Annotated in this window: 13 protein-coding genes and 4 pseudogenes; 15 read left to right on the top strand and 2 right to left on the bottom strand. The window is 38.5% G+C overall.

Going from position 1 to position 19193, the window contains the following annotated elements; translation table 11 throughout:
* The first annotated feature begins 352 nt into the window (after window positions 1–352).
* The 14 genes and pseudogenes from purE (at window position 353) to A3I7_RS0103630 (ending at window position 18120) form a co-directional block, all read left to right on the top strand.
* Window positions 353–841: a 5-(carboxyamino)imidazole ribonucleotide mutase gene (gene purE / locus A3I7_RS0103700; protein WP_026217116.1), complete on the top strand. Its 489-nt coding sequence runs from the start codon at window positions 353–355 to the stop codon at window positions 839–841.
* Window positions 828–1901 carry a 5-(carboxyamino)imidazole ribonucleotide synthase gene (purK, locus tag A3I7_RS0103695; protein WP_018375436.1) on the top strand — a complete coding sequence of 358 codons (1074 nt, stop codon included), beginning with the start codon at window positions 828–830 and terminating at the stop codon, window positions 1899–1901. Before purE ends, purK begins: the two co-directional genes overlap by 14 nt.
* 26 nt (window positions 1902–1927) lie before the next feature.
* Window positions 1928–3679, top strand: a complete 1752-nt coding sequence (locus A3I7_RS0103690; protein ID WP_018375435.1) for an RNA-directed DNA polymerase — start codon at window positions 1928–1930, stop codon at window positions 3677–3679.
* A gap of 10 nt (window positions 3680–3689) precedes the next feature.
* The gene (gene purB, locus A3I7_RS0103685; protein WP_018375434.1) at window positions 3690–4988 is read left to right on the top strand and encodes an adenylosuccinate lyase; all 1299 of its coding nucleotides are present in this window, start codon (window positions 3690–3692) and stop codon (window positions 4986–4988) included.
* Window positions 4989–5204: 216 nt separating this feature from the next.
* The gene (locus tag A3I7_RS0103680; RefSeq protein WP_018375433.1) at window positions 5205–6116 is read left to right on the top strand and encodes a helix-turn-helix domain-containing protein; all 912 of its coding nucleotides are present in this window, start codon (window positions 5205–5207) and stop codon (window positions 6114–6116) included.
* Window positions 6117–6151: 35 nt separating this feature from the next.
* Window positions 6152–6319, top strand: a pseudogene (locus A3I7_RS14000) (helix-turn-helix domain-containing protein); the annotation flags it as partial.
* A gap of 76 nt (window positions 6320–6395) precedes the next feature.
* Entirely contained in the window at window positions 6396–7301 is a 906-nt protein-coding gene (locus A3I7_RS0103670) for a helix-turn-helix domain-containing protein (protein ID WP_018375431.1), read from the top strand.
* Between the two features lie 464 nt (window positions 7302–7765).
* Entirely contained in the window at window positions 7766–8767 is a 1002-nt protein-coding gene (ruvB, locus tag A3I7_RS0103660) for a Holliday junction branch migration DNA helicase RuvB (protein ID WP_026217115.1), read from the top strand.
* A gap of 290 nt (window positions 8768–9057) precedes the next feature.
* Window positions 9058–9486, top strand: coding sequence for a low molecular weight protein-tyrosine-phosphatase (locus A3I7_RS0103655; RefSeq protein ID WP_018375428.1), 429 nt, complete (start codon window positions 9058–9060; stop codon window positions 9484–9486).
* 17 nt (window positions 9487–9503) lie between these two features.
* On the top strand, window positions 9504–9884 hold the full coding sequence (locus tag A3I7_RS0103650) for an MORN repeat-containing protein (RefSeq protein ID WP_018375427.1): 381 nt from the start codon (window positions 9504–9506) through the stop codon (window positions 9882–9884).
* The gene (locus tag A3I7_RS0103645) at window positions 9881–11668 is read left to right on the top strand and encodes an acyltransferase family protein (RefSeq protein ID WP_018375426.1); all 1788 of its coding nucleotides are present in this window, start codon (window positions 9881–9883) and stop codon (window positions 11666–11668) included. The genes A3I7_RS0103650 and A3I7_RS0103645 overlap by 4 nt, the downstream gene beginning before the upstream one ends.
* A 304-nt stretch (window positions 11669–11972) precedes the next feature.
* Complete coding sequence (gene adhE, locus A3I7_RS0103640) at window positions 11973–14621, top strand: bifunctional acetaldehyde-CoA/alcohol dehydrogenase (RefSeq protein ID WP_018375425.1); 2649 nt, start codon at window positions 11973–11975, stop codon at window positions 14619–14621.
* Between the two features lie 576 nt (window positions 14622–15197).
* Window positions 15198–16682: a threonine synthase gene (thrC, locus tag A3I7_RS0103635; protein WP_018375424.1), complete on the top strand. Its 1485-nt coding sequence runs from the start codon at window positions 15198–15200 to the stop codon at window positions 16680–16682.
* A 157-nt stretch (window positions 16683–16839) separates the two neighbouring features.
* Window positions 16840–18120: an MATE family efflux transporter gene (locus tag A3I7_RS0103630; RefSeq protein ID WP_018375423.1), complete on the top strand. Its 1281-nt coding sequence runs from the start codon at window positions 16840–16842 to the stop codon at window positions 18118–18120.
* 126 nt (window positions 18121–18246) lie between these two features.
* Here A3I7_RS0103630 and A3I7_RS14845 read toward each other — a convergent pair.
* Window positions 18247–18330 (bottom strand): annotated as a pseudogene (locus A3I7_RS14845) (IS5/IS1182 family transposase); the annotation flags it as partial.
* Window positions 18331–18343: 13 nt separating this feature from the next.
* Between A3I7_RS14845 and A3I7_RS13095 the strand changes: the two are divergent.
* A pseudogene (locus A3I7_RS13095) lies at window positions 18344–18738 on the top strand (transposase family protein); the annotation flags it as partial.
* 37 nt (window positions 18739–18775) lie between these two features.
* On the opposite strand, the pseudogene A3I7_RS14840 reads toward A3I7_RS13095, so the two are convergent.
* A pseudogene (locus tag A3I7_RS14840) lies at window positions 18776–18880 on the bottom strand (IS982 family transposase); the annotation flags it as partial.
* Window positions 18881–19193 lie beyond the last annotated feature (313 nt).

Genomic DNA, 19193 nt, shown 5'->3' with positions numbered 1-19193 from the left:
CTAGCTCAAGCGACCGCAGGTCGCCAAAAAGGATAATGGGCGTCGTAGTGAAAAGACCGTAATTTTCAGTTACGCTCGCGGGAAACGTTGAGACTTTAGGATTTCAAGTTAGTCATGAGACATTGAAAGTGGTTGCTGACGACCCCACAAACCTAAGGTGATTGTCAAAAAAGGAAGAAAACAATCGCTTCTGAATACTAAAGAAAGGAATGTTTAGTTAGTAGTCCTAACTGAACACGGGACTAAGACCTAGGAAAAAAGATAAAATTGCCTAGACGCAAGCGTTGTCGTTAATTTTCCTATTTTTCTACGGAAATTTTCGGTAAGCCGAAACGTCCCTTTGTATCTTATTATGAAACCAATTATTTCTATTATCATGGGCTCCAAATCTGACTGGGCAACCATGCAAAAAACAGCAGAAGTTTTAGATAAGTTCGGTGTGGCTTATGAGAAAAAAGTCGTCTCTGCCCACCGCACACCTGACCTTATGTTCAAACATGCAGAGGAAGCACGTGACCGCGGCATCAAGGTCGTTATTGCCGGTGCTGGCGGTGCAGCGCACTTACCGGGGATGGTAGCAGCCAAAACAACGCTGCCCGTTATCGGTGTGCCTGTCAAATCGCGTGCTCTCTCAGGTCTTGACTCACTTTACTCTATCGTGCAAATGCCGGGCGGCGTGCCTGTGGCAACTATGGCTATTGGGGAAGCGGGAGCGACCAACGCTGCCCTGACTGCTCTGCGCATTCTCTCAATTGAAGATCAAGATTTGGCAACAGCGCTAGCTCATTTTGCAGAAGAACAAGGAAAAATCGCGGAGGCATCAACGGATGAGCTCAACTAAAACCATTGGTATTATTGGCGGCGGTCAGCTGGGTCAGATGATGGCCATTTCCGCTATTTACATGGGGCACAAGGTAGTGACGCTGGATCCGACGGCGGACTGTCCTGCCTCACGCGTGTCTGAGATGGTTGTGGCGCCTTACGATGACGTGGATGCCTTGCGAGAATTGGCTGCGCGTTGCGACGTGCTCACCTATGAGTTTGAGAATGTTGATGCCGACGGATTGGACGCGGTCATCAAGGCTGGTCAGCTGCCACAGGGGACTGACTTGCTGCGCATTTCGCAAAACCGTATCTTTGAAAAAGATTTCCTAGCCAACAAGGCTGGCGTGACGGTCGCTCCTTATAAGGTGGTGACTTCCAGTCTGGATTTAGAAGATTTGGACTTGAGCAAGACTTACGTCTTGAAAACAGCCACAGGCGGTTACGATGGTCACGGTCAAGTCGTCATCAAAACCAGCGACGATTTAGCTGCCGCGAACCAATTAGCAAACTTGGCCGAGTGTGTCTTGGAAGAGTTTGTGGACTTTGACCTTGAAATCTCGGTTATCGTGTCGGGCAATGGCAAGGACGTGACGGTTTTCCCTGTTCAGGAAAATATCCACCGCAACAACATCCTCTCAAAAACCATTGTCCCAGCCCGTATCTCAGACCAATTGGCTGAGAAGGCCAAGAGCATGGCAGTACAAATTGCTAAAAAACTCAATCTCTCAGGCACTCTCTGCGTGGAAATGTTTGCGACAGCCGATGATATCATTGTCAACGAAATCGCCCCCCGCCCTCACAACTCAGGGCACTATTCCATCGAAGCCTGTGACTTTTCACAATTTGATACCCATATCCTAGGCGTGCTTGGGGCACCCCTTCCTCAAATCCGCCTCCACGCCCCAGCTGTCATGCTCAATGTCCTCGGCCAGCATGTCGAAAAAGCTGAGCAGTACGTCGCAGAAAATCCTAGCGCCCACCTCCATCTTTATGGTAAACTAGAAGCAAAGCATAACCGCAAAATGGGACATGTAACCGTGTTGACAGAGGATGTTGACAATGTGGAGGAGTTTTAAGTTGAATAGTTGATTGAGGTTTTATTATGGATTTTAGAGGAATCAACGATAATTTAAATACATATTATGATGAGTTATTTACTAATGAATATCTAATAAAGTATGGATATTACTCATATAAAAAGTCAAAAAATGTTACCTTAGAAGAATATCCAAATTCAGATGTGTTTTATCATAGATTGTTTAATTTTGATGATTTTTTAGATAAAATAAATATATCTACCTTAAGTATTCAAAGAGATACTTGGACAGAACCAACATATTTTAATATTCCTAAAGATAACTTATTAAGGAGACAGTATAAATTACCTAATATATATTCATATTTAAAGCTGTCCTCCTTCCTTATTACACACAAATCAAGATTTATATCCATGTTTATTGATAATATTCAATCAACATCAAAATATTTTGATTCAAAAGAACTTACATTCTCCAAGCAAAAAGAAATAGAGGAACAGTTGCTTTTTAGTGGAAAATATAGATTACATACGGATTTATCTAACTTTTACCCTACATTATATACTCATAGCATTTCTTGGATGATTTTAGGTAAATGGGAGTCAAAAAAAACATTTCAGACCAATCCACGTTCTTTTGAAAATCGTTTAGACAAGCTCATTCAAATTTCACAATATGGTGAGACCCACGGAATTCCAACTGGTAATCTAATTAGTAGAATTGTTGCAGAGTTGTATATGTGTTATTTTGATAAACGTATGTTTGATGAGGGGTTTATTTATAAAAGATATGTTGATGATTTTATATTTGCATTCAATAACGAGGAGGAACAGAATAGGTTTCTTGAAAAGTTTAATTTAATCTGCAGAGAAAATAATTTATATTTGAATAGTGAAAAGACTAAGGTAGAGACGTTTCCTTTTAGAGATAAAAATGATAAAGTTGATATATTCAATTATTTAGAATTACACGGGATATATAACGCGTCTACCAATATAGAAAAGAAAAGGCAAATAATAAAGAATTACATTCAATTCTGCGAAAAAAATGAAAATGAGGGAAATAAAGGAAGTTTGAAAACAGTGTATACTGGTTTAGATATCGCATTCGGTAAACTTTCTCGACAAGATATTGTTGCAATTATGCTAGATAATGACTCTATAACTGGGTATAATCTATTAAAAAGATTAATCGATATTACATTTAGTAAGCCAGAATTATCAAATAGATTACTTAGTTTGATAGATGTCCATTTTAGAAACCACAAGGATAGAGTAAGAGATATATTTACAGAGTATATCTTAGAATATAAAGATACTTTTAAAAATAAACTATCACATTATCATCAAAATAAGTTTGATTTAGAGAGATATCAGATATTATTGTATATAGTTTTATTTTTTAATAGTCCTATTTTTAGTGAGAGTGAACTAATAGAAAAGATAAATACAGATGTTGATGACTATTCGTTGTGTTTATTGACAATCATCTATTTACAAAATAACTTTGATGATAACAAATTTCTAGAGAGAATTAAAAATCTTTTCTCAGAGGTCCATCAATTTTATGAAAATAATCGTTCTAGAATGACAGAAAAATTATGGTTTTTCAGATATTTTATTTATATTTTAATAAGGAATAATTCTAATTGGAAAAAGATAGTTCTTACAAAGTATAAGAAAGGTGAGTTGGATTATATATATATATTATCAAGTGGAACCAACGAACAGAAGCCGGTTAATAAACTATATTTAAAAATGTTAACAAAAAATGTAGTACTAGTAAATTGTGGAACAGATTTTAATTTTAAGTATTAAAGGAGCAAAAATGATCAATCGTTATTCACGCCCTGAGATGGCGGCTATTTGGAGTGAGGAAAACAAGTACCGTGCTTGGTTGGAAGTGGAAATTTTGGCTGACGAGGCTTGGGCTGAGCTGGGTGAGATTCCTAAGGAGGATGTGGCCAAGATTCGCGAGAAGGCGGATTTTGATATTGACCGGATTCTGGAGATTGAGCAGGAGACCCGCCATGATGTGGTGGCCTTTACGCGTGCGGTGTCTGAGAGTCTTGGCGAGGAGCGCAAGTGGGTCCACTTTGGGCTGACGTCCACGGACGTGGTGGACACGGCTTATGGCTACCTCTACAAGCAGGCCAATGACATTATTCGCAAGGATTTGGATAATTTCCTTAATATCATCGCTGATAAGGCTAAGGAACACAAGTTCACCATCATGATGGGGCGTACCCACGGTGTCCATGCGGAGCCAACGACTTTTGGTCTCAAGCTTGCGACTTGGTACAGCGAAATGAAGCGTAATATCGAGCGTTTTGAACATGCTGCCGCTGGTGTGGAAGCTGGGAAAATCTCTGGTGCTGTTGGTAACTTCGCTAATATTCCACCATTTGTTGAAGCTTATGTGTGCGAAAAACTTGGTATTCGCCCGCAGGAGATTTCAACCCAAGTCTTGCCACGTGACCTTCATGCAGAATATTTTGCAGTGCTAGCCAGCATTGCCACATCCATTGAACGTATGGCAACAGAAATCCGCGGTCTGCAAAAATCTGAGCAGCGTGAGGTGGAAGAGTTCTTTGCCAAAGGTCAAAAGGGCAGCTCTGCCATGCCTCACAAACGCAACCCTATCGGTTCAGAAAACATGACGGGTCTAGCGCGTGTCATTCGCGGTCACATGGTGACGGCCTATGAAAATGTGTCCCTCTGGCACGAGCGTGATATTTCGCACTCATCAGCGGAGCGCATTATCACGCCTGATACGACCATTCTCATTGACTACATGCTCAACCGCTTTGGCAATATCGTCAAGAATCTGACGGTCTTCCCAGAAAACATGAAGCGCAACATGGGCTCTACCTTTGGACTGATCTTTAGCCAGCGTGCCATGCTGACCTTGATTGAAAAAGGCATGACCCGCGAGCAAGCTTACGACCTTGTTCAGCCTAAGACGGCGCAGTCTTGGGATAACCAAGTGGACTTCAAACCGCTGCTGGAAGCAGACCCAGAAGTCACTTCTCGTCTGACCCAAGAAGAAATCGACGAAATCTTCAATCCAGCCTACTATACTAAGCGTGTCAATGAAATCTTTGAGCGCATTGGGCTTGGAGATTAATTAGCATAAACTAAAAATTCTAGAGTTTGAAATGCAGACTTAAAGTTAGGCACAGATCCTAACCATTTTGCAATTTATTTAACTCTAGAATTTTTTTGTATAAGTGATTTAATTTTGAATTGTTTGAAAATTATAGCAGCGTTTCTTTCAGAAAATGAAAATGTATGTTACAATTATTTAAATAAAACTTAAAACTCTGTCAGAGAGGGGATGATTATGCTTGGTGATTTTGGAGTTAAGGTCCGACAGTTAAGAGAATCAAAAGGAATTGCGAGAGAGGAGTTTTGCGGAGATGAAACTGAACTTTCAGTTAGGCAATTAGCAAGAATAGAAACTGGATCGCTACCGACCTTGTCGAAAGCTCAGTTTATAGCGAAGCGACTGGGTGTTAGTCTTGGAGAATTGACAGATGGGGAGAGCTTAGAACTTCCAGATCGTTATAAAGAATTGAAATACTTGATTTTACGAACACCAACATATATGGATTCAGAGAAACTCAAAGTTCGTGAAGAACAGTTTGATGAAATTTATGAGGATTATTATGATAAACTACCAGAGGAAGAAAAACTGATGGTTACTTTTATTCAATCCAAATTTGAAGTATATCAAACTGGTAATGTTGATTTTGGAACAGAAGTAATCAAAGATTATTTTAATCAGTTAAAAAAGAGAAAGTTATATAAATTAAATGACCTAGTTTTGATAGAACTTTTTCTCCTTTGTTCGGTTGTTTCCAATTTTGATAAGACAATTTTTGATGAGATATTTTATGAAAAAATAAAAACTAATCTTATCAATCAATCACAAACTTTACCTATAGAGGATTTATATTTGTTGAATAGCATCTTGCTTGTTTGTGCAGATGTATCAGTTCGATTACAGCGATATGATGATCTGGATAGGATATTACTGATAAGCCATCAGATAATGACAAAAATTCAGGATTTTCAAAAAATGCCCATCTATTATATGCTAAAATGGGAATATTGTTGGTTTGGCTTGAATGATTTTAAACAAGCTGAAGAATGTTATAAACAGGCTATTTTATTCGCTGGAGTAATAAACGGTGACTATCTTGTAAATAAGTTAGAAGAAGAATGGAGAAAATTAGTATCCAAAATAAATTAGCGAGGCAACATGACATTTTTGTTTCAAACTCTTTAATTTGTATCAGTGATTTTGGGATTAAGGTTCGAGAGTTAGGAGAATCAAAAGGAATTGTGAGAGAAGAGTTTTGTGGAGATGAAACCGAATTGTCGGTTAGGCAATTAGCAAGAATAGAAACTGGATCGCTACCGACCTTGTCGAAAGCTCAGTTTATAGCAAAGCGACAAAAAGCTAATAGAAGAATAGTATGAAGTGTCACCAAATTTAGTATAACTTAAGAATAATTAGGAGAATTTTTGAATGATAAACCAATTTGGAGAAAAAGTTAGGTATCTAAGAGAGCAAAGAGAAATTCCGCGAGAAGAATTTTGCGGAGATGAAACCGAACTCTCAGTTAGACAATTAGCCAGAATTGAGACGGGTTCCCTACCTAATTTATCAAAAGCACAGTTCATTGCAAGTCGATTAGGAGTTCAACTTGGAGAGTTGACAGATGAAAAAAGTTTAGAGCCTCCAAAGCGATATAAAGAACTAAAGTATCTGATTTTGAGGACTCCTTTGTACGCGGAACCTGAAAGAATTAAAACACGTGAGGAACAACTTGATGAAGTTTCAGAAGTATTTTATGACACTCTCCCAGAGTATGAGCAATTGGTTATTGATTGTCTGCAAGCAAAGCTTGATATACATATGAGTAATAATATTTCCTTTGGTTTAGGTATTATAGACGATTATTTTGAACAAATAACTAAAAAAAATAATTATAGTTTAAATGATTTAGTTGTTATAGACATTTATTTTATGAGCATTATATCGGAAATTAAAAAAGGGGAGTCTGCTAGTCTTAAAGACTTCAATAAACTTGTTAATAATTTAATTGAACAGAGAGACAACTTCAATATAGAAACATTATTTGTTTTAAATAATTTACTTATACATGCTTGTGGGGTCTATCTGGAAATTGCTAATATTGAAAAAATTGAGATGCTTATAAAAATTTGTGAGCGTATCATGTCTAAGATTCAAGACTTTCAAAAATCTCCTATTTTGAATATGATTGAATGGAAACTAAGTTTACAACTATTAAAAGATAAGAAACGAGCAGAAGCTTGTTATAGCAAAGCGTTGCTTTTTTCTAATATAATGGAAGATGAATATTTAGAGACAAAATTACAAGAAGAATGGCAAAAAGATTGTGCAACATGACAAAAATGTCATGTTGCTTTTTGGTAATAAAAGATATACTAAAAAATGTAAATAATAAAAATTTGGAGGACCCAAAATTATGAAAAATTGGAAACAATATCGACTTTATCTAGTTCTTGCGACAGCTATTTTTGCTAAGAATGCTAACTTACTAGGAGATTTCTTTTGGTGGAATCTTTGATTTACTACTATGTAAATATGCAAAACATTAAACTTTTTATACCATAACAAAAAAGGAGTCACATATGCCAATTTTGGAACCTGTATTCACAAGTAAAGTGCTTTTATATAAGAGATAGTTTTCGCTAATCAAGGCAGTTTTTCAAGGGGATACTGACTGTATTTTGAAAAAACTAACGATGCGTAGCTGAAAAAATATCCTTAGATGGAAGTACTGAACACAGTTATGAGTTCATTATAGCAAAAGTAGTCTTTTAGGCTATTTTTTCTGCTATAATAGTCTTATGACTAGAATTTTAGATAATGATGTAATGGGTGATGAAGAATTTGTTGAACGTACGCTTCGTCCTCAGTTTTTAAAAGAATACATTGGACAGGACAAGGTTAAAGATCAACTTAAGATTTTTATTGAGGCTGCTAAACTACGTGACGAGTCGCTAGATCATGTTTTACTTTTTGGCCCCCCTGGGCTCGGTAAGACGACGATGGCTTTTGTTATCGCCAATGAATTAGGAGTAAATCTAAAGCAAACCTCTGGACCTGCAATTGAAAAAGCAGGTGACTTAGTTGCTATTTTGAACGATCTTGAACCAGGAGATGTCCTTTTTATTGATGAAATTCACCGTATGCCGATGGCTGTTGAAGAAGTGCTGTATTCGGCCATGGAGGATTTTTACATTGACATTATGATAGGGGCTGGTGACACTAGTCGTAGTGTTCACCTCGATTTACCACCTTTCACACTCATTGGAGCCACGACACGAGCAGGCATGTTGTCTAATCCTTTGCGGGCACGTTTTGGAATTACGGGTCATATGGAATACTACGAAGTGGAAGATTTAACAGAGATTGTTGAGCGAACCGCAGCGATTTTTGAGATGGAAATCGTCCATGAAGCTGCGCTAGAATTAGCACAACGTAGCCGAGGGACTCCGCGAATTGCTAATAGACTACTCAAGCGTGTCCGTGACTATGCTCAGATTATGGGAGATGGCGTCATCACTGCGGATATTACTGATAAGGCTCTCAATATGCTGGATGTTGATCATCAGGGCTTGGATTATGTTGACCAAAAAATCCTTCGAACCATGATTGAAATGTATAATGGCGGCCCTGTTGGTCTAGGCACTCTGTCTGTCAATATTGCTGAAGAACGTGATACAGTTGAGGACATGTATGAGCCATACCTTATTCAAAAAGGATTTATCATGCGAACAAGAACCGGTCGGGTAGCAACTGCCAAAGCTTATGAACACCTAGGTTACCCTTTGTCAGACAAGGGTTAAACATTATTTTATCCAGTGAGTAGAGGTTAAATTCTGATTTTACAAATCAACGCTATAGTCTTTCGGTTTGCTTTTAGCACTGGACAATAAGCTATTGGCACTACTGCAGTACGGTAATGCGAGTTAATGACGTAATAAAAACTATAAAATGTAAGGAGCTAGGCATGTTTGTTCTAGCTTTTTGATATGAAAACGCATCCCTTCGAAATCTTTGATTAATTTGAATGTAACATACGATTAAATTTTGTTATAATGAGAGTAAGATTATCATTTTGAATTAGGAGATTGTGATGAAGCAAGTCGTTTTTGTTTGTCTGGGGAATATCTGCCGTAGTCCCATGGCTGAATTTGTCATGAAAGATCTTGCAAAAGGGTACGATATTCGCGTCGAAAGTCGGGCAACATCGAATTGGGAACATGGTAACCCTATTCATCCAGACACGCAGAGAATTTTCAAAAGACATGCCATTGCTTTTGATCGTCAAAAACGCTCTCAGCAAATTAGCTTGAAAGATTTAGAAGTTTTTGACTTGATTATCGGTATGGACGATGAAAATGTTGCGGATTTGCAACGTCTCTCTCAAGGAAAATATGATGATAAGATAGTTATTTTTAGGAAAGATGGCGTCCCAGATCCGTGGTTCACTGGTGATTTTGAAGAGACCTATGATTTGGTCAAAACTGGCTGTGAAAAATGGCTAGCGCAACTACTGTCATGAAAATAAGGAAAAAGAAAATGAAAAAAATAAACTTAACACGAGGACGCATAGAGTTACTTGCTGTACTGGTGATACTATGTTGCGGACTGTCGGTCTTAACCGTAAACCAGAAGTCTAAAGCAACCCTCCGTTACAACCACGGAAAGCTTGTTTATACAGGTTATGTTGTCAACCACCGTATGAACGGCAAAGGGAAGCTGACTTATGAAAATGGTGATGTTTATGAAGGTCAATTTGTCAATGGTGTCTTTGACGGACAAGGAACCTTCACTTCAAGCACAGGTTGGTCATATAAAGGAGACTTTAAAAATGGTCAAGCTGATGGGCAAGGGACACTAGTAGCACAAGATAAAAAGGTTTATAAAGGAACCTTTAAACAAGGGATTTATCAAAAATGAGAATAAAATGGTTTTCACTGGTACGTGTAACAGGACTTTTGCTAGTTCTACTCTATCACTTCTTTCAAAATACTTTTTCAGGGGGATTTATTGGTGTTGATATTTTCTTCACTTTTTCTGGGTACCTGATAACAGCGCTTTTGATTGATGAATATGCAAAAAGCGAAAAAATTAATTTGCTAGGCTTTCTTAAGCGACGTTTTTATAGAATTGTGCCGCCGGTAGTCTTGATGATACTGATTGTTATGCCGTTTACGCTTTTGGTGCGTGATGACTTTCGTGCAAGCATTGGTCAACAAATTGCATCAGTTTTAGGATTTACGACAAATTTATATGAGATGATAACTGGTGGCAATTATGAAAGCCAGTTTATCCCGCATTTATTTGTTCACACTTGGAGTTTGGCTATTGAGGTACATTTTTATCTCCTTTGGGGAGTTTTACTTTGGATTTTGACAAAAAGGAATGTAGGTTCTAAACAGTTTCGGGGGTTAGTTTTTGTTCTTTCAACAGGCTTGTTTCTTGTCAGCTTTTTGTCTATGTTTATCAGAAGTTTTTTTGTTGAAAATGTTTCAATGATTTATTTCTCAACTCTCTCTCACAGTTTTCCTTTTTTCCTAGGCGCGATGTTTGCGACTATGTCAGGTATCAACGAGACTACCAAACGATTTAAGAAAAATATTATTCTTTGGCCAAGAAAGCGTGTGGTCACAGTCATGGCAACAAGTTTTGCTCTCCTTTTGCTCCTGACCTTTTTGCTTGATTTTAATCATCAATTTACTTATTTATTTGGGTTCATACTAGCGAGTCTCTTTGCTAGTGTCATGATTTATGCAGCGCGTGTTTTACATGAACAAACTCCAAATGTTCGCGAACCCAAGATAATCACGTTTTTAGCAGATATTTCTTATGGTATTTATCTTTTTCATTGGCCTTTTTACATCATCTTTGGTCAGTTAGCTAACAACTGGCTTGCAGCTTTAACAACAACTATTTTTTCTCTTGTCTTTGCTAGCTTGTCCTATTATGTGATTGAACCCTACATTGTTGGGAAAAAGCCAAATCTATTTGGTTTACAATTAGATCTCAGTCCATATAAAAAATGGCTTTTGGGGACGGCTGGAGTGTTAACCATTATCACGATAGCAACCGCTGCTATTGCTCCTAAAGTTGGTAAATTTGAAACCAATCTATTAGTTGATTCTCTTCAACAAGCCCAGAATAATATGAATCGTACCCATACTTTAGCAGCTGGGGACGCCTCAGCTTTAAGCAATGTCAGTGTGATAGGAGATTCAGTTGCTTTAAGATCATCGTCAGCTTTTGCGAGTCTTTTACCAGAGGTTCAGTTGGACGCTGCAGTCAGCCGTAATTTTAGTGAAGCTTTTAACATTTTTAAAAACCAAATTGATTCAAACACTCTATCTAAAACCACTGTTTTGGCGGTAGGTGTCAATTCTTTGGGGAACTATCAAGACGACTTACAGCAATTTATTGATGCTTTGCCTGACGGTTATCGCTTGGTTCTTGTTACTCCGTATAATGCTGGAAACGATGCTGCGGTAGCTGAGGTTAGAGATTATGAGCTGAGTTTGGCTAAAACATATTCTTATGTTACTGTCGCAGATTGGTACAAGGCTGCTGTTGAAAATCCAGCCATCTGGTCTGGAACAGATGGCGTACACTATAGTGATAGTGACAGCACGGGGGCAGATTTATATGTTAAAACTATCCAGAAAGCTATTCAAAAAGCAGCTAAACGCTCAGCTAAGGGTGAGTCTTAGCGTCATAAAAAGTTCACTGAAAGGTGGGCTTTTTAATATTGAAAATCCAACTCAGACATTATTGATTAGATGACTTTAAGCTTTATCTGTGTTGGCGTCGTCCAGTATGATTTTGATTTTCTTTGAGTATCAGGAAAAGGCTTCAAAGGTATGTAGAATGGTAGGCAAAAAGTTTGAAAAAAAGGTTTGAAAAAAAATTCACAAATTTTATGTGAAATGGTTTACAAAAAAAAATATTGTGATATAATGAACATGTAATAAAAATTGTGAAACATTTAACAAGGTGTTTCTAAAGGAGAAAAATATGGCTGAAAAAACTGTCACACCAGAAGAAAAACTTGCTCAAGCTCAAGCACACGTTGATGAACTTGTTCAAAAAGGTCTTGTTGCTCTTGAAGAGTTCCGTAAACTTAATCAGGAACAAGTGGATTATATCGTGGCAAAAGCTTCTGTAGCAGCTCTTGATGCACACGGAATCTTGGCAGCACATGCGGTTGAAGAAACAGGTCGGGGTGTCTTTGAAGATAAAGCAACTAAAAATCTTTTTGCCTGCGAACATGTTGTTAACAATATGCGTGGCGTTAAGACAGTTGGTGTCATTGAAGATGATCCGATTACAGGATTGACTAAAATTGCTGAACCAGTCGGTGTTATCTGTGGGGTAACTCCAACAACTAACCCAACTTCAACTGCAATCTTTAAATCATTGATTGCTCTCAAAACTCGTAATCCAATTGTTTTCGGTTTCCACCCATCAGCTCAAGAATCATCAGCGCATGCGGCTAAAATTGTTTATGATGCTGCGGTTAAAGCTGGAGCGCCTGAAAACTGTATCCAATGGATTACAGAGCCTTCTATTCAAGCAACAAACGCTTTGATGAACCACGATGGTATTGCGACTATCCTTGCGACTGGTGGTAATGCTATGGTTCGTGCCGCTTATTCATGTGGTAAACCAGCTCTTGGGGTAGGTGCTGGTAACGTTCCTGCTTATGTTGAAAAATCAGCTGATATTCGTCAGGCTGCTCATGACATTGTGATGTCTAAATCATTTGATAATGGTATGGTCTGTGCCTCTGAACAAGCTGTTATCATTGATAAAGAAATCTATGATGACTTTGTTGAAGAGTTCAAATCATATAAAACTTACTTTGTTAACAAGAAAGAAAAGGCTCTTCTTGAAGAATACTGCTTTGGTGTAAAAGCTAACAGCAAGAACTGTGCAGAAGCCAAATTAAACGCAGACATTGTTGGTAAACCAGCTGCATGGATTGCAGAACAAGCAGGTTTCAAAGTTCCAGAAGGAACTAATATTTTGGCTGCTGAATGTGCAGAAGTTGGTGAAAAAGAACCATTGACTCGTGAAAAACTTTCTCCAGTTATCGCTGTTCTTAAAGCAGAAGACACTGAAGACGGTTTGAAAAAAGCACGTCAAATGGTTGAATTCAATGGTCTTGGACACTCAGCCGCTATCCATACAAAAGACGAAGCTCTTGCAAAACGTTTCGGTACTGAAATGAAAGCAATGCGTATCATCTGGAACTCACCATCAACATTTGGTGGTATCGGTGATGTTTATAATGCTTTCATTCCATCATTGACACTTGGATGTGGTTCATACGGACGCAACTCAGTTGGTGATAACGTATCTGCTATCAACCTTCTTAATATCAAGAAAGTAGGGAAACGTAGAAATAATATGCAATGGTTTAAAGTTCCTTCAAAAATCTACTTCGAACGTAACTCAATTCAATACCTTCAAACTTGTGAAGATATTAACCGTGTTATGATTGTTACAGATAAATCTATCGAAAAACTTGGTTTTGTACAACGCATTATTGATCAACTGAACCTTCGTGCTAACAAAGTAACTATCCAAGTGTTCTCAGATGTTGAACCAGATCCAGACATCACAACAATCCGTCGTGGTACAGAAGTGATGCGCCAATTTGAGCCAGATACCATTATTGCACTTGGCGGAGGGTCACCAATGGATGCAGCCAAAGGTATGTGGATGTTCTACGAACAACCAGAAGTTGACTTCAGTGACCTTGTCCAAAAATTCATGGATATCCGTAAACGTGCCTTCAAATTCCCATCTCTTGGTAAGAAAGCGAAATATATTGGTATCCCAACAACATCTGGTACAGGATCAGAAGTAACACCATTTGCTGTAATCTCTGATAAAGCTAATAACCGTAAATATCCATTGGCTGACTATGCCTTGACTCCAACAATTGCTATTGTTGACCCAGCTTTGGTTGAATCAGTTCCTGCCTTTATCGCAGCTGATACAGGTATGGATGTTCTGACTCACGCAACAGAAGCTTATACTTCGAACTTTGCCAACGACTACACTGATGGTCTTGCTCTTCAAACCATCAAATTGGTCTTCCAATACCTTGAAAAATCTGTAAAAACAGCAGATCCTGAAGCACGCGAAAAAATGCATAATGCTTCTACAATGGCAGGTATGGCCTTTGCCAACGCCTTTCTCGGTATGAGCCACTCTATGGCCCATAAGATTGGTGGGGTACACCACACTATCCACGGTCGTACAAATGCTATCTTGCTTCCATATGTTATCCGCTACAACGGAACTCGTCCATCTAAAACAACAACATGGCCTAAATATAACTATTGGAAAGCAGATGAAAAATTCCAAGACATCGCTCGTATGTTAGGATTGCCATGTTCAACTCCAGAAGAAGCCGTTGAAGCTTATGCTAAGGCTGTTTACGATCTTGGAGTAGCTGTTGGTATTAAGATGAACTTCAAAGATCAAGGTATTGATGAAAAAGTTTGGAAAGATAGCTTGCATGAAATTGCTCTTCTTGCTTATGAAGATCAATGTTCACCTGCTAACCCACGCTTGCCAATGGTAGCTGACATGGAAGAAATCATGGCGGATGCTTACTATGGTTACGCAGAACGTCCAGGACGTCGTAAATAAGTTTTCAGTTATAATTCTCCCTAAAAAAGCTGAGACCTGAGGTCTTGGCTTTTTTATAACACTATATGTCATTAATTATTTGAAAAAATCCCAAGAAAACCTTTACATTGTTCAGGCTGAGCGCTATAATAAATGTGACATAAGATGTAACAAACAAAGGGGGTAAGGAGATGGCTGAGCGCTTTTATGAAGTGTTAGCAATTGTTTGGATTTTCATTGCAGGAATGGATCCACGGTGGGGAAATTAAAGGTATTGGCGCTATTCTTAGGAATGGCGTTTTTGTATCAGAGTTTAGGACAAGGAATTTTGTGAGAGATTAAAAGTGAAGTGTGATAGCTGTTTGTTTCAAGGAAGTGTTCTCTTCTTCTAAGGGCTGTTACTAGCTAATAGGTTTGAAAAATAGGGCACTCTGACACAAAAGGCTATTTCTATAAAACCAAAAGCACAAAGTATTAGCGATAACCCAATCATAAGGGACCCAATCATAAGAATAGAAATTTATTGAGAAAATTCTCAAATTTTCTGATAATTATGGTATAATGCTAAAAAGACTATCTAAATAAAGAGGATTTATCATGACGCTTGTTTACCAATCAACCCGTGACGAAAACAATCGAGTAACAGCTAGCCAGGCGATCTTGCAAGGTTTAGCGGCAGATGGAGGACTGTTCACTCCTTTAACAACGCCGCAAGTGGCACTTGACTTTGATAGACTCAAAAGTGCTTCTTACCAGGAAGTGGCCAAGTTGGTTCTCTCAGCCTTTTTGGATGATTTTACAGAAGAGGAACTTGACTACTGCATTAGCAATGCTTATGATGCCAAATTTGATACGCCAACTATTGCTCCTTTGGTAAAATTGGGTAATCAATACAATCTAGAACTTTTTCATGGGTCAACGATTGCCTTTAAAGACATGGCACTATCCATCTTGCCTTATCTATTGACAACATCAGCGAAGAAACAAGGTGTTGATAATAAGATTGTGATTTTAACGGCTACATCGGGTGATACAGGAAAAGCTGCTATGGCTGGTTTTGCTGATGTTCCTGGAACAGAAATCATTGTCTTCTATCCAAAAGACGGTGTCTCAAAAATCCAAGAGCTACAAATGACAACACAAATTGGCGCCAATACCCACGTTGTTGCTATCGATGGAAACTTTGATGATGCTCAGACAGATGTGAAACGTATGTTTAATGATACTGATTTGCGCGATAAATTGCTGGCGCACAAAACTCAGTTTTCTTCCGCAAACTCAATGAATATTGGTCGCCTAGTGCCTCAAGTAGTCTATTACGTTTATGCTTATGCTCAGCTAGTTAAATCTGGCGATATTCAAAATGGTGATAAGGTTAACTTCACCGTTCCAACAGGAAATTTTGGAAATATCCTAGCCGCGTACTATGCGAAACAAATTGGAGTTCCAGTCAACAAACTTATCTGTGCCTCTAATGAAAATAATGTTCTGACAGATTTCTTTACAACAGGAACCTATGATAAAAAGCGATCTTTCAAGGTTACCACAAGCCCATCCATGGATATTCTTGTGTCTTCGAACTTGGAGCGTCTGATCTTCCATCTTTCAGGAAATAACGCAGCTAAAACCAAGCAACTTATGGATAATCTTACAACAACAGGTGAGTACACGCTTGGTGATGTTAACCAAGATATTTTAAATCTATTTGCCGCAGGATTTGCAACCGAAGAAGAAACGGCAACCGAAATCAAGCGAGTTTATGATGAGTGTAGCTATGTTGAAGATCCCCACACGGCTGTTGCATCTAGGGTTTATCAAACCTACGCAGCTAAGACAGGAGATAAAACACCAACAGTCATAGCCTCGACAGCGAGTCCATACAAATTCCCGCGTGTAGCTGTGTCTGCCATCACAGGTAAAGACAGTGGTGATGATTTTAAAGCTGTTGAAGTATTGCACCAACTTTCTGGTGTAACTATTCCTGCTGCGGTTGATGGGTTGGATAGAGCCATAGTTCGCCACAAAACGGTTGTTGCCACTGTTGATATGCAAAAAGCTGTGGAAGAGTACTTGGGTCTCTGATTTTAATTTTTGTTAGAGGTTGATAGAACCTCGTCTTTGACACATCTGAAAAAGAGGGCTTGGAATACTAAAGTTTCCAAGCCTTCCTTTCGTTTAGAAGGGGCAGTCAGAGAAATCACACTTTTCTTCATTTCATTGATTCAATTTGAAAGGTTATATGAACAGTAAGAGAACACTTTTAAATATTGCTCTACCTGCTATGGTAGAAAATCTTCTTCAAATGCTCATGGGCCTTGTTGACAGCTATCTTGTATCTCAAATCAGCCTGATTGCAGTATCAGGGGTTTCGGTAGCCAATAATATCATCAGCATTTATCAAGCGCTTTTTATTGCATTAGGGGCTGCTATATCTAGTCTTATTGCTAAGAGTCGTGGTGAAAAGAATATCTCGAAGCAGTTTTATTATCAAGCTCAGGGCTTGCTTGTCACTATAATAATAAGTTTTATATTGGGCATTGTCACAGTTTTCTTCGGGGAAAATCTACTAGCCCTGTTCGGGATGGAAAAAGCTGTAGCTGATTCTGGAGGCTTGTATCTTAAAATTGTTGGTGGGCTGATAGTCAGTCTTGGTTTGTTGACTACTTTAGCTTCATTTTTGCGAGCACAAGGGAAAACACGCCTACCAATGTATGTCAGCCTCTTAATTAATCTCGTTAATGCGCTTTTATCGGCCTTAGCTGTCTTTGTCTTTGATTGGGGAATTGTTGGAGTTGCTATTGCTACGGTACTTTCGCGCTTTATAGGTATTGCATTACTAGGTAGTCAGCTTCCTGTAAAGAAAATTCTTGAGAATTTGACTCTTAGTTTAGATAAGAATTTGCTCACGCTTTCTTTACCAGCGGCTGGTGAACGGCTTATGATGCGAGCTGGTGATGTAGTTATCATTGCTATTGTTGTTCAATTTGGGACAGAGACTGTAGCTGGGAACGCGATTGGGGAGAGCTTGACTCAGTTTAATTATATGCCTGGTCTGGGGATGGCAACTGCAACAGTTATTCTTGTGGCACACTACTTGGGAAGTGGTGATTATTATGAATTGAAAAAGATTGTGCGAGAATCATATCTTATTTCAGCTTGCCTCATGATTATAGTTGGCTTGCTAACTTTTTTGTTTGGAGATTACTGGACTAGTTTCTTTACAGAAAATAGCGGAGCACGACAGGCTAGTCACGTTGTTCTATTCTATTCATTTATTGGTGGGCCAGCAACAGCGGGAACTTTGATTTTCACGGCAGTATGGCAAGGACTGGGAAATTCTAAAATGCCTTTTTATGCAACAAGTTTTGGTATGTGGTTTGTTCGAGTTCTTTTGGGATATGTATTAGGAGTTACCCTGCAGCTAGGGTTATCGGGTGTTTGGTTAGCAACTCTAGTGGATAACTTTTTTCGCTGGGGATTTCTATATATAAAATACATGAGAGTTGGCAAGAACTTTTAACACTTAAGGTTGTGCAAAATTGTGTATATGAAGATGGAAAAGGTGGCACTTTTTAAGAACCTGTATTCACAACATCATCATACTCTTATTAAGACTAATATGTGATACTTTGATAAAAGCAACCTCCGATTTTTCAGCATCCTTGGCTAATCTTCGGGAATGGTTTACCCAAGAGAATGTCCGCTCTACAACCCAACGCTTGGGGATGATTTGCTAACTTCCTTTGGCTTTTTCAGATGGGCATACGCATGATTTTACCCTTTTTAAGGAGAGTATTGGCTATAGTTTGCTTCAAAGCACCCTTATTTCGTAGATTTAGGGTATTTAGGTATCTTGAAATTTCATGAAAATACCTTTATTCCTGCTAAATGTTCTAGAAACCACCCCTTAACCGAAGAGGACAAGCAGCTGAATAAAGAGATAGCTAAAATGCGTATTGAAATTGAGCATTTTAATGCTAAATTCAAAACCTTTCAAATCATGGCACAGCCTTATCGTAATCGTAGAAAACGGTTTAACTTAAGAGCTGAATTGATTTGTGGCATCATCAACCATGAGATGATGCAGTTACCGAACAAGTCTAATAATGATACTCTCAGGTTGCGAATGAAATGCTAATAGCACTCGCAGTTTGGCAACCCTCTTGAGTTGTCTAGAAGTAGCTAACGATGATAACCGCATCAGATTGCTTTTGTAAGTGCCCATTTCGGCAATATCCATCCTCAGTAGGGACAAAGCGCTGATATAAAGTGGTTAACTTCATTTTAGAACTTACCATTGAGCAAGAATAAACTATCCTCAAAAATAGTTGACAAAAGAACAAGAAGTTTGCTATACTGACATAGCTGTCAAACAGGAAGTCAATACGGAAGAAAAAAAGGTAAAAAAAGTAGTTGACAAGTTAGAAAAGGTTTGATAGAATAAAGAAGTTGTCTCGAGAGAGGCGAAGACCTTTGAGAACTGAACAAGAAGACGAACCAAACGTGCGGGTTACGGAAGTAACCTGTCAAGAAACAATAAGTCAGCAATGACGCGAGCGCAAGCTCAAACTTTTAAATGAGAGTTTGATCCTG

Origin of the sequence: Streptococcus orisratti DSM 15617, assembly GCF_000380105.1 — a bacterium.
GTDB lineage: Bacteria > Bacillota > Bacilli > Lactobacillales > Streptococcaceae > Streptococcus > Streptococcus orisratti.
Note: the sequence above shows the minus strand (reverse complement) of the source record. Positions and strands in the feature narration are given on the sequence as shown.

What these genes read in the sequence shown, in the direction of transcription:
- ruvB (WP_026217115.1), top strand. Translation starts at nt 7,766, where the DNA reads ATGACTAGAATTTTAGATAATGATGTAATGGGTGATGAAGAATTTGTT.
- A3I7_RS0103630 (WP_018375423.1), top strand. Translation starts at nt 16,840, where the DNA reads ATGAACAGTAAGAGAACACTTTTAAATATTGCTCTACCTGCTATGGTA.
- purB (WP_018375434.1), top strand. Translation starts at nt 3,690, where the DNA reads ATGATCAATCGTTATTCACGCCCTGAGATGGCGGCTATTTGGAGTGAG.
- A3I7_RS0103645 (WP_018375426.1), top strand. Translation starts at nt 9,881, where the DNA reads ATGAGAATAAAATGGTTTTCACTGGTACGTGTAACAGGACTTTTGCTA.
- purK (WP_018375436.1), top strand. Translation starts at nt 828, where the DNA reads ATGAGCTCAACTAAAACCATTGGTATTATTGGCGGCGGTCAGCTGGGT.
- A3I7_RS0103690 (WP_018375435.1), top strand. Translation starts at nt 1,928, where the DNA reads ATGGATTTTAGAGGAATCAACGATAATTTAAATACATATTATGATGAG.
- thrC (WP_018375424.1), top strand. Translation starts at nt 15,198, where the DNA reads ATGACGCTTGTTTACCAATCAACCCGTGACGAAAACAATCGAGTAACA.
- A3I7_RS0103650 (WP_018375427.1), top strand. Translation starts at nt 9,504, where the DNA reads ATGAAAAAAATAAACTTAACACGAGGACGCATAGAGTTACTTGCTGTA.
- purE (WP_026217116.1), top strand. Translation starts at nt 353, where the DNA reads ATGAAACCAATTATTTCTATTATCATGGGCTCCAAATCTGACTGGGCA.
- A3I7_RS0103680 (WP_018375433.1), top strand. Translation starts at nt 5,205, where the DNA reads ATGCTTGGTGATTTTGGAGTTAAGGTCCGACAGTTAAGAGAATCAAAA.
- A3I7_RS0103670 (WP_018375431.1), top strand. Translation starts at nt 6,396, where the DNA reads ATGATAAACCAATTTGGAGAAAAAGTTAGGTATCTAAGAGAGCAAAGA.
- adhE (WP_018375425.1), top strand. Translation starts at nt 11,973, where the DNA reads ATGGCTGAAAAAACTGTCACACCAGAAGAAAAACTTGCTCAAGCTCAA.
- A3I7_RS0103655 (WP_018375428.1), top strand. Translation starts at nt 9,058, where the DNA reads ATGAAGCAAGTCGTTTTTGTTTGTCTGGGGAATATCTGCCGTAGTCCC.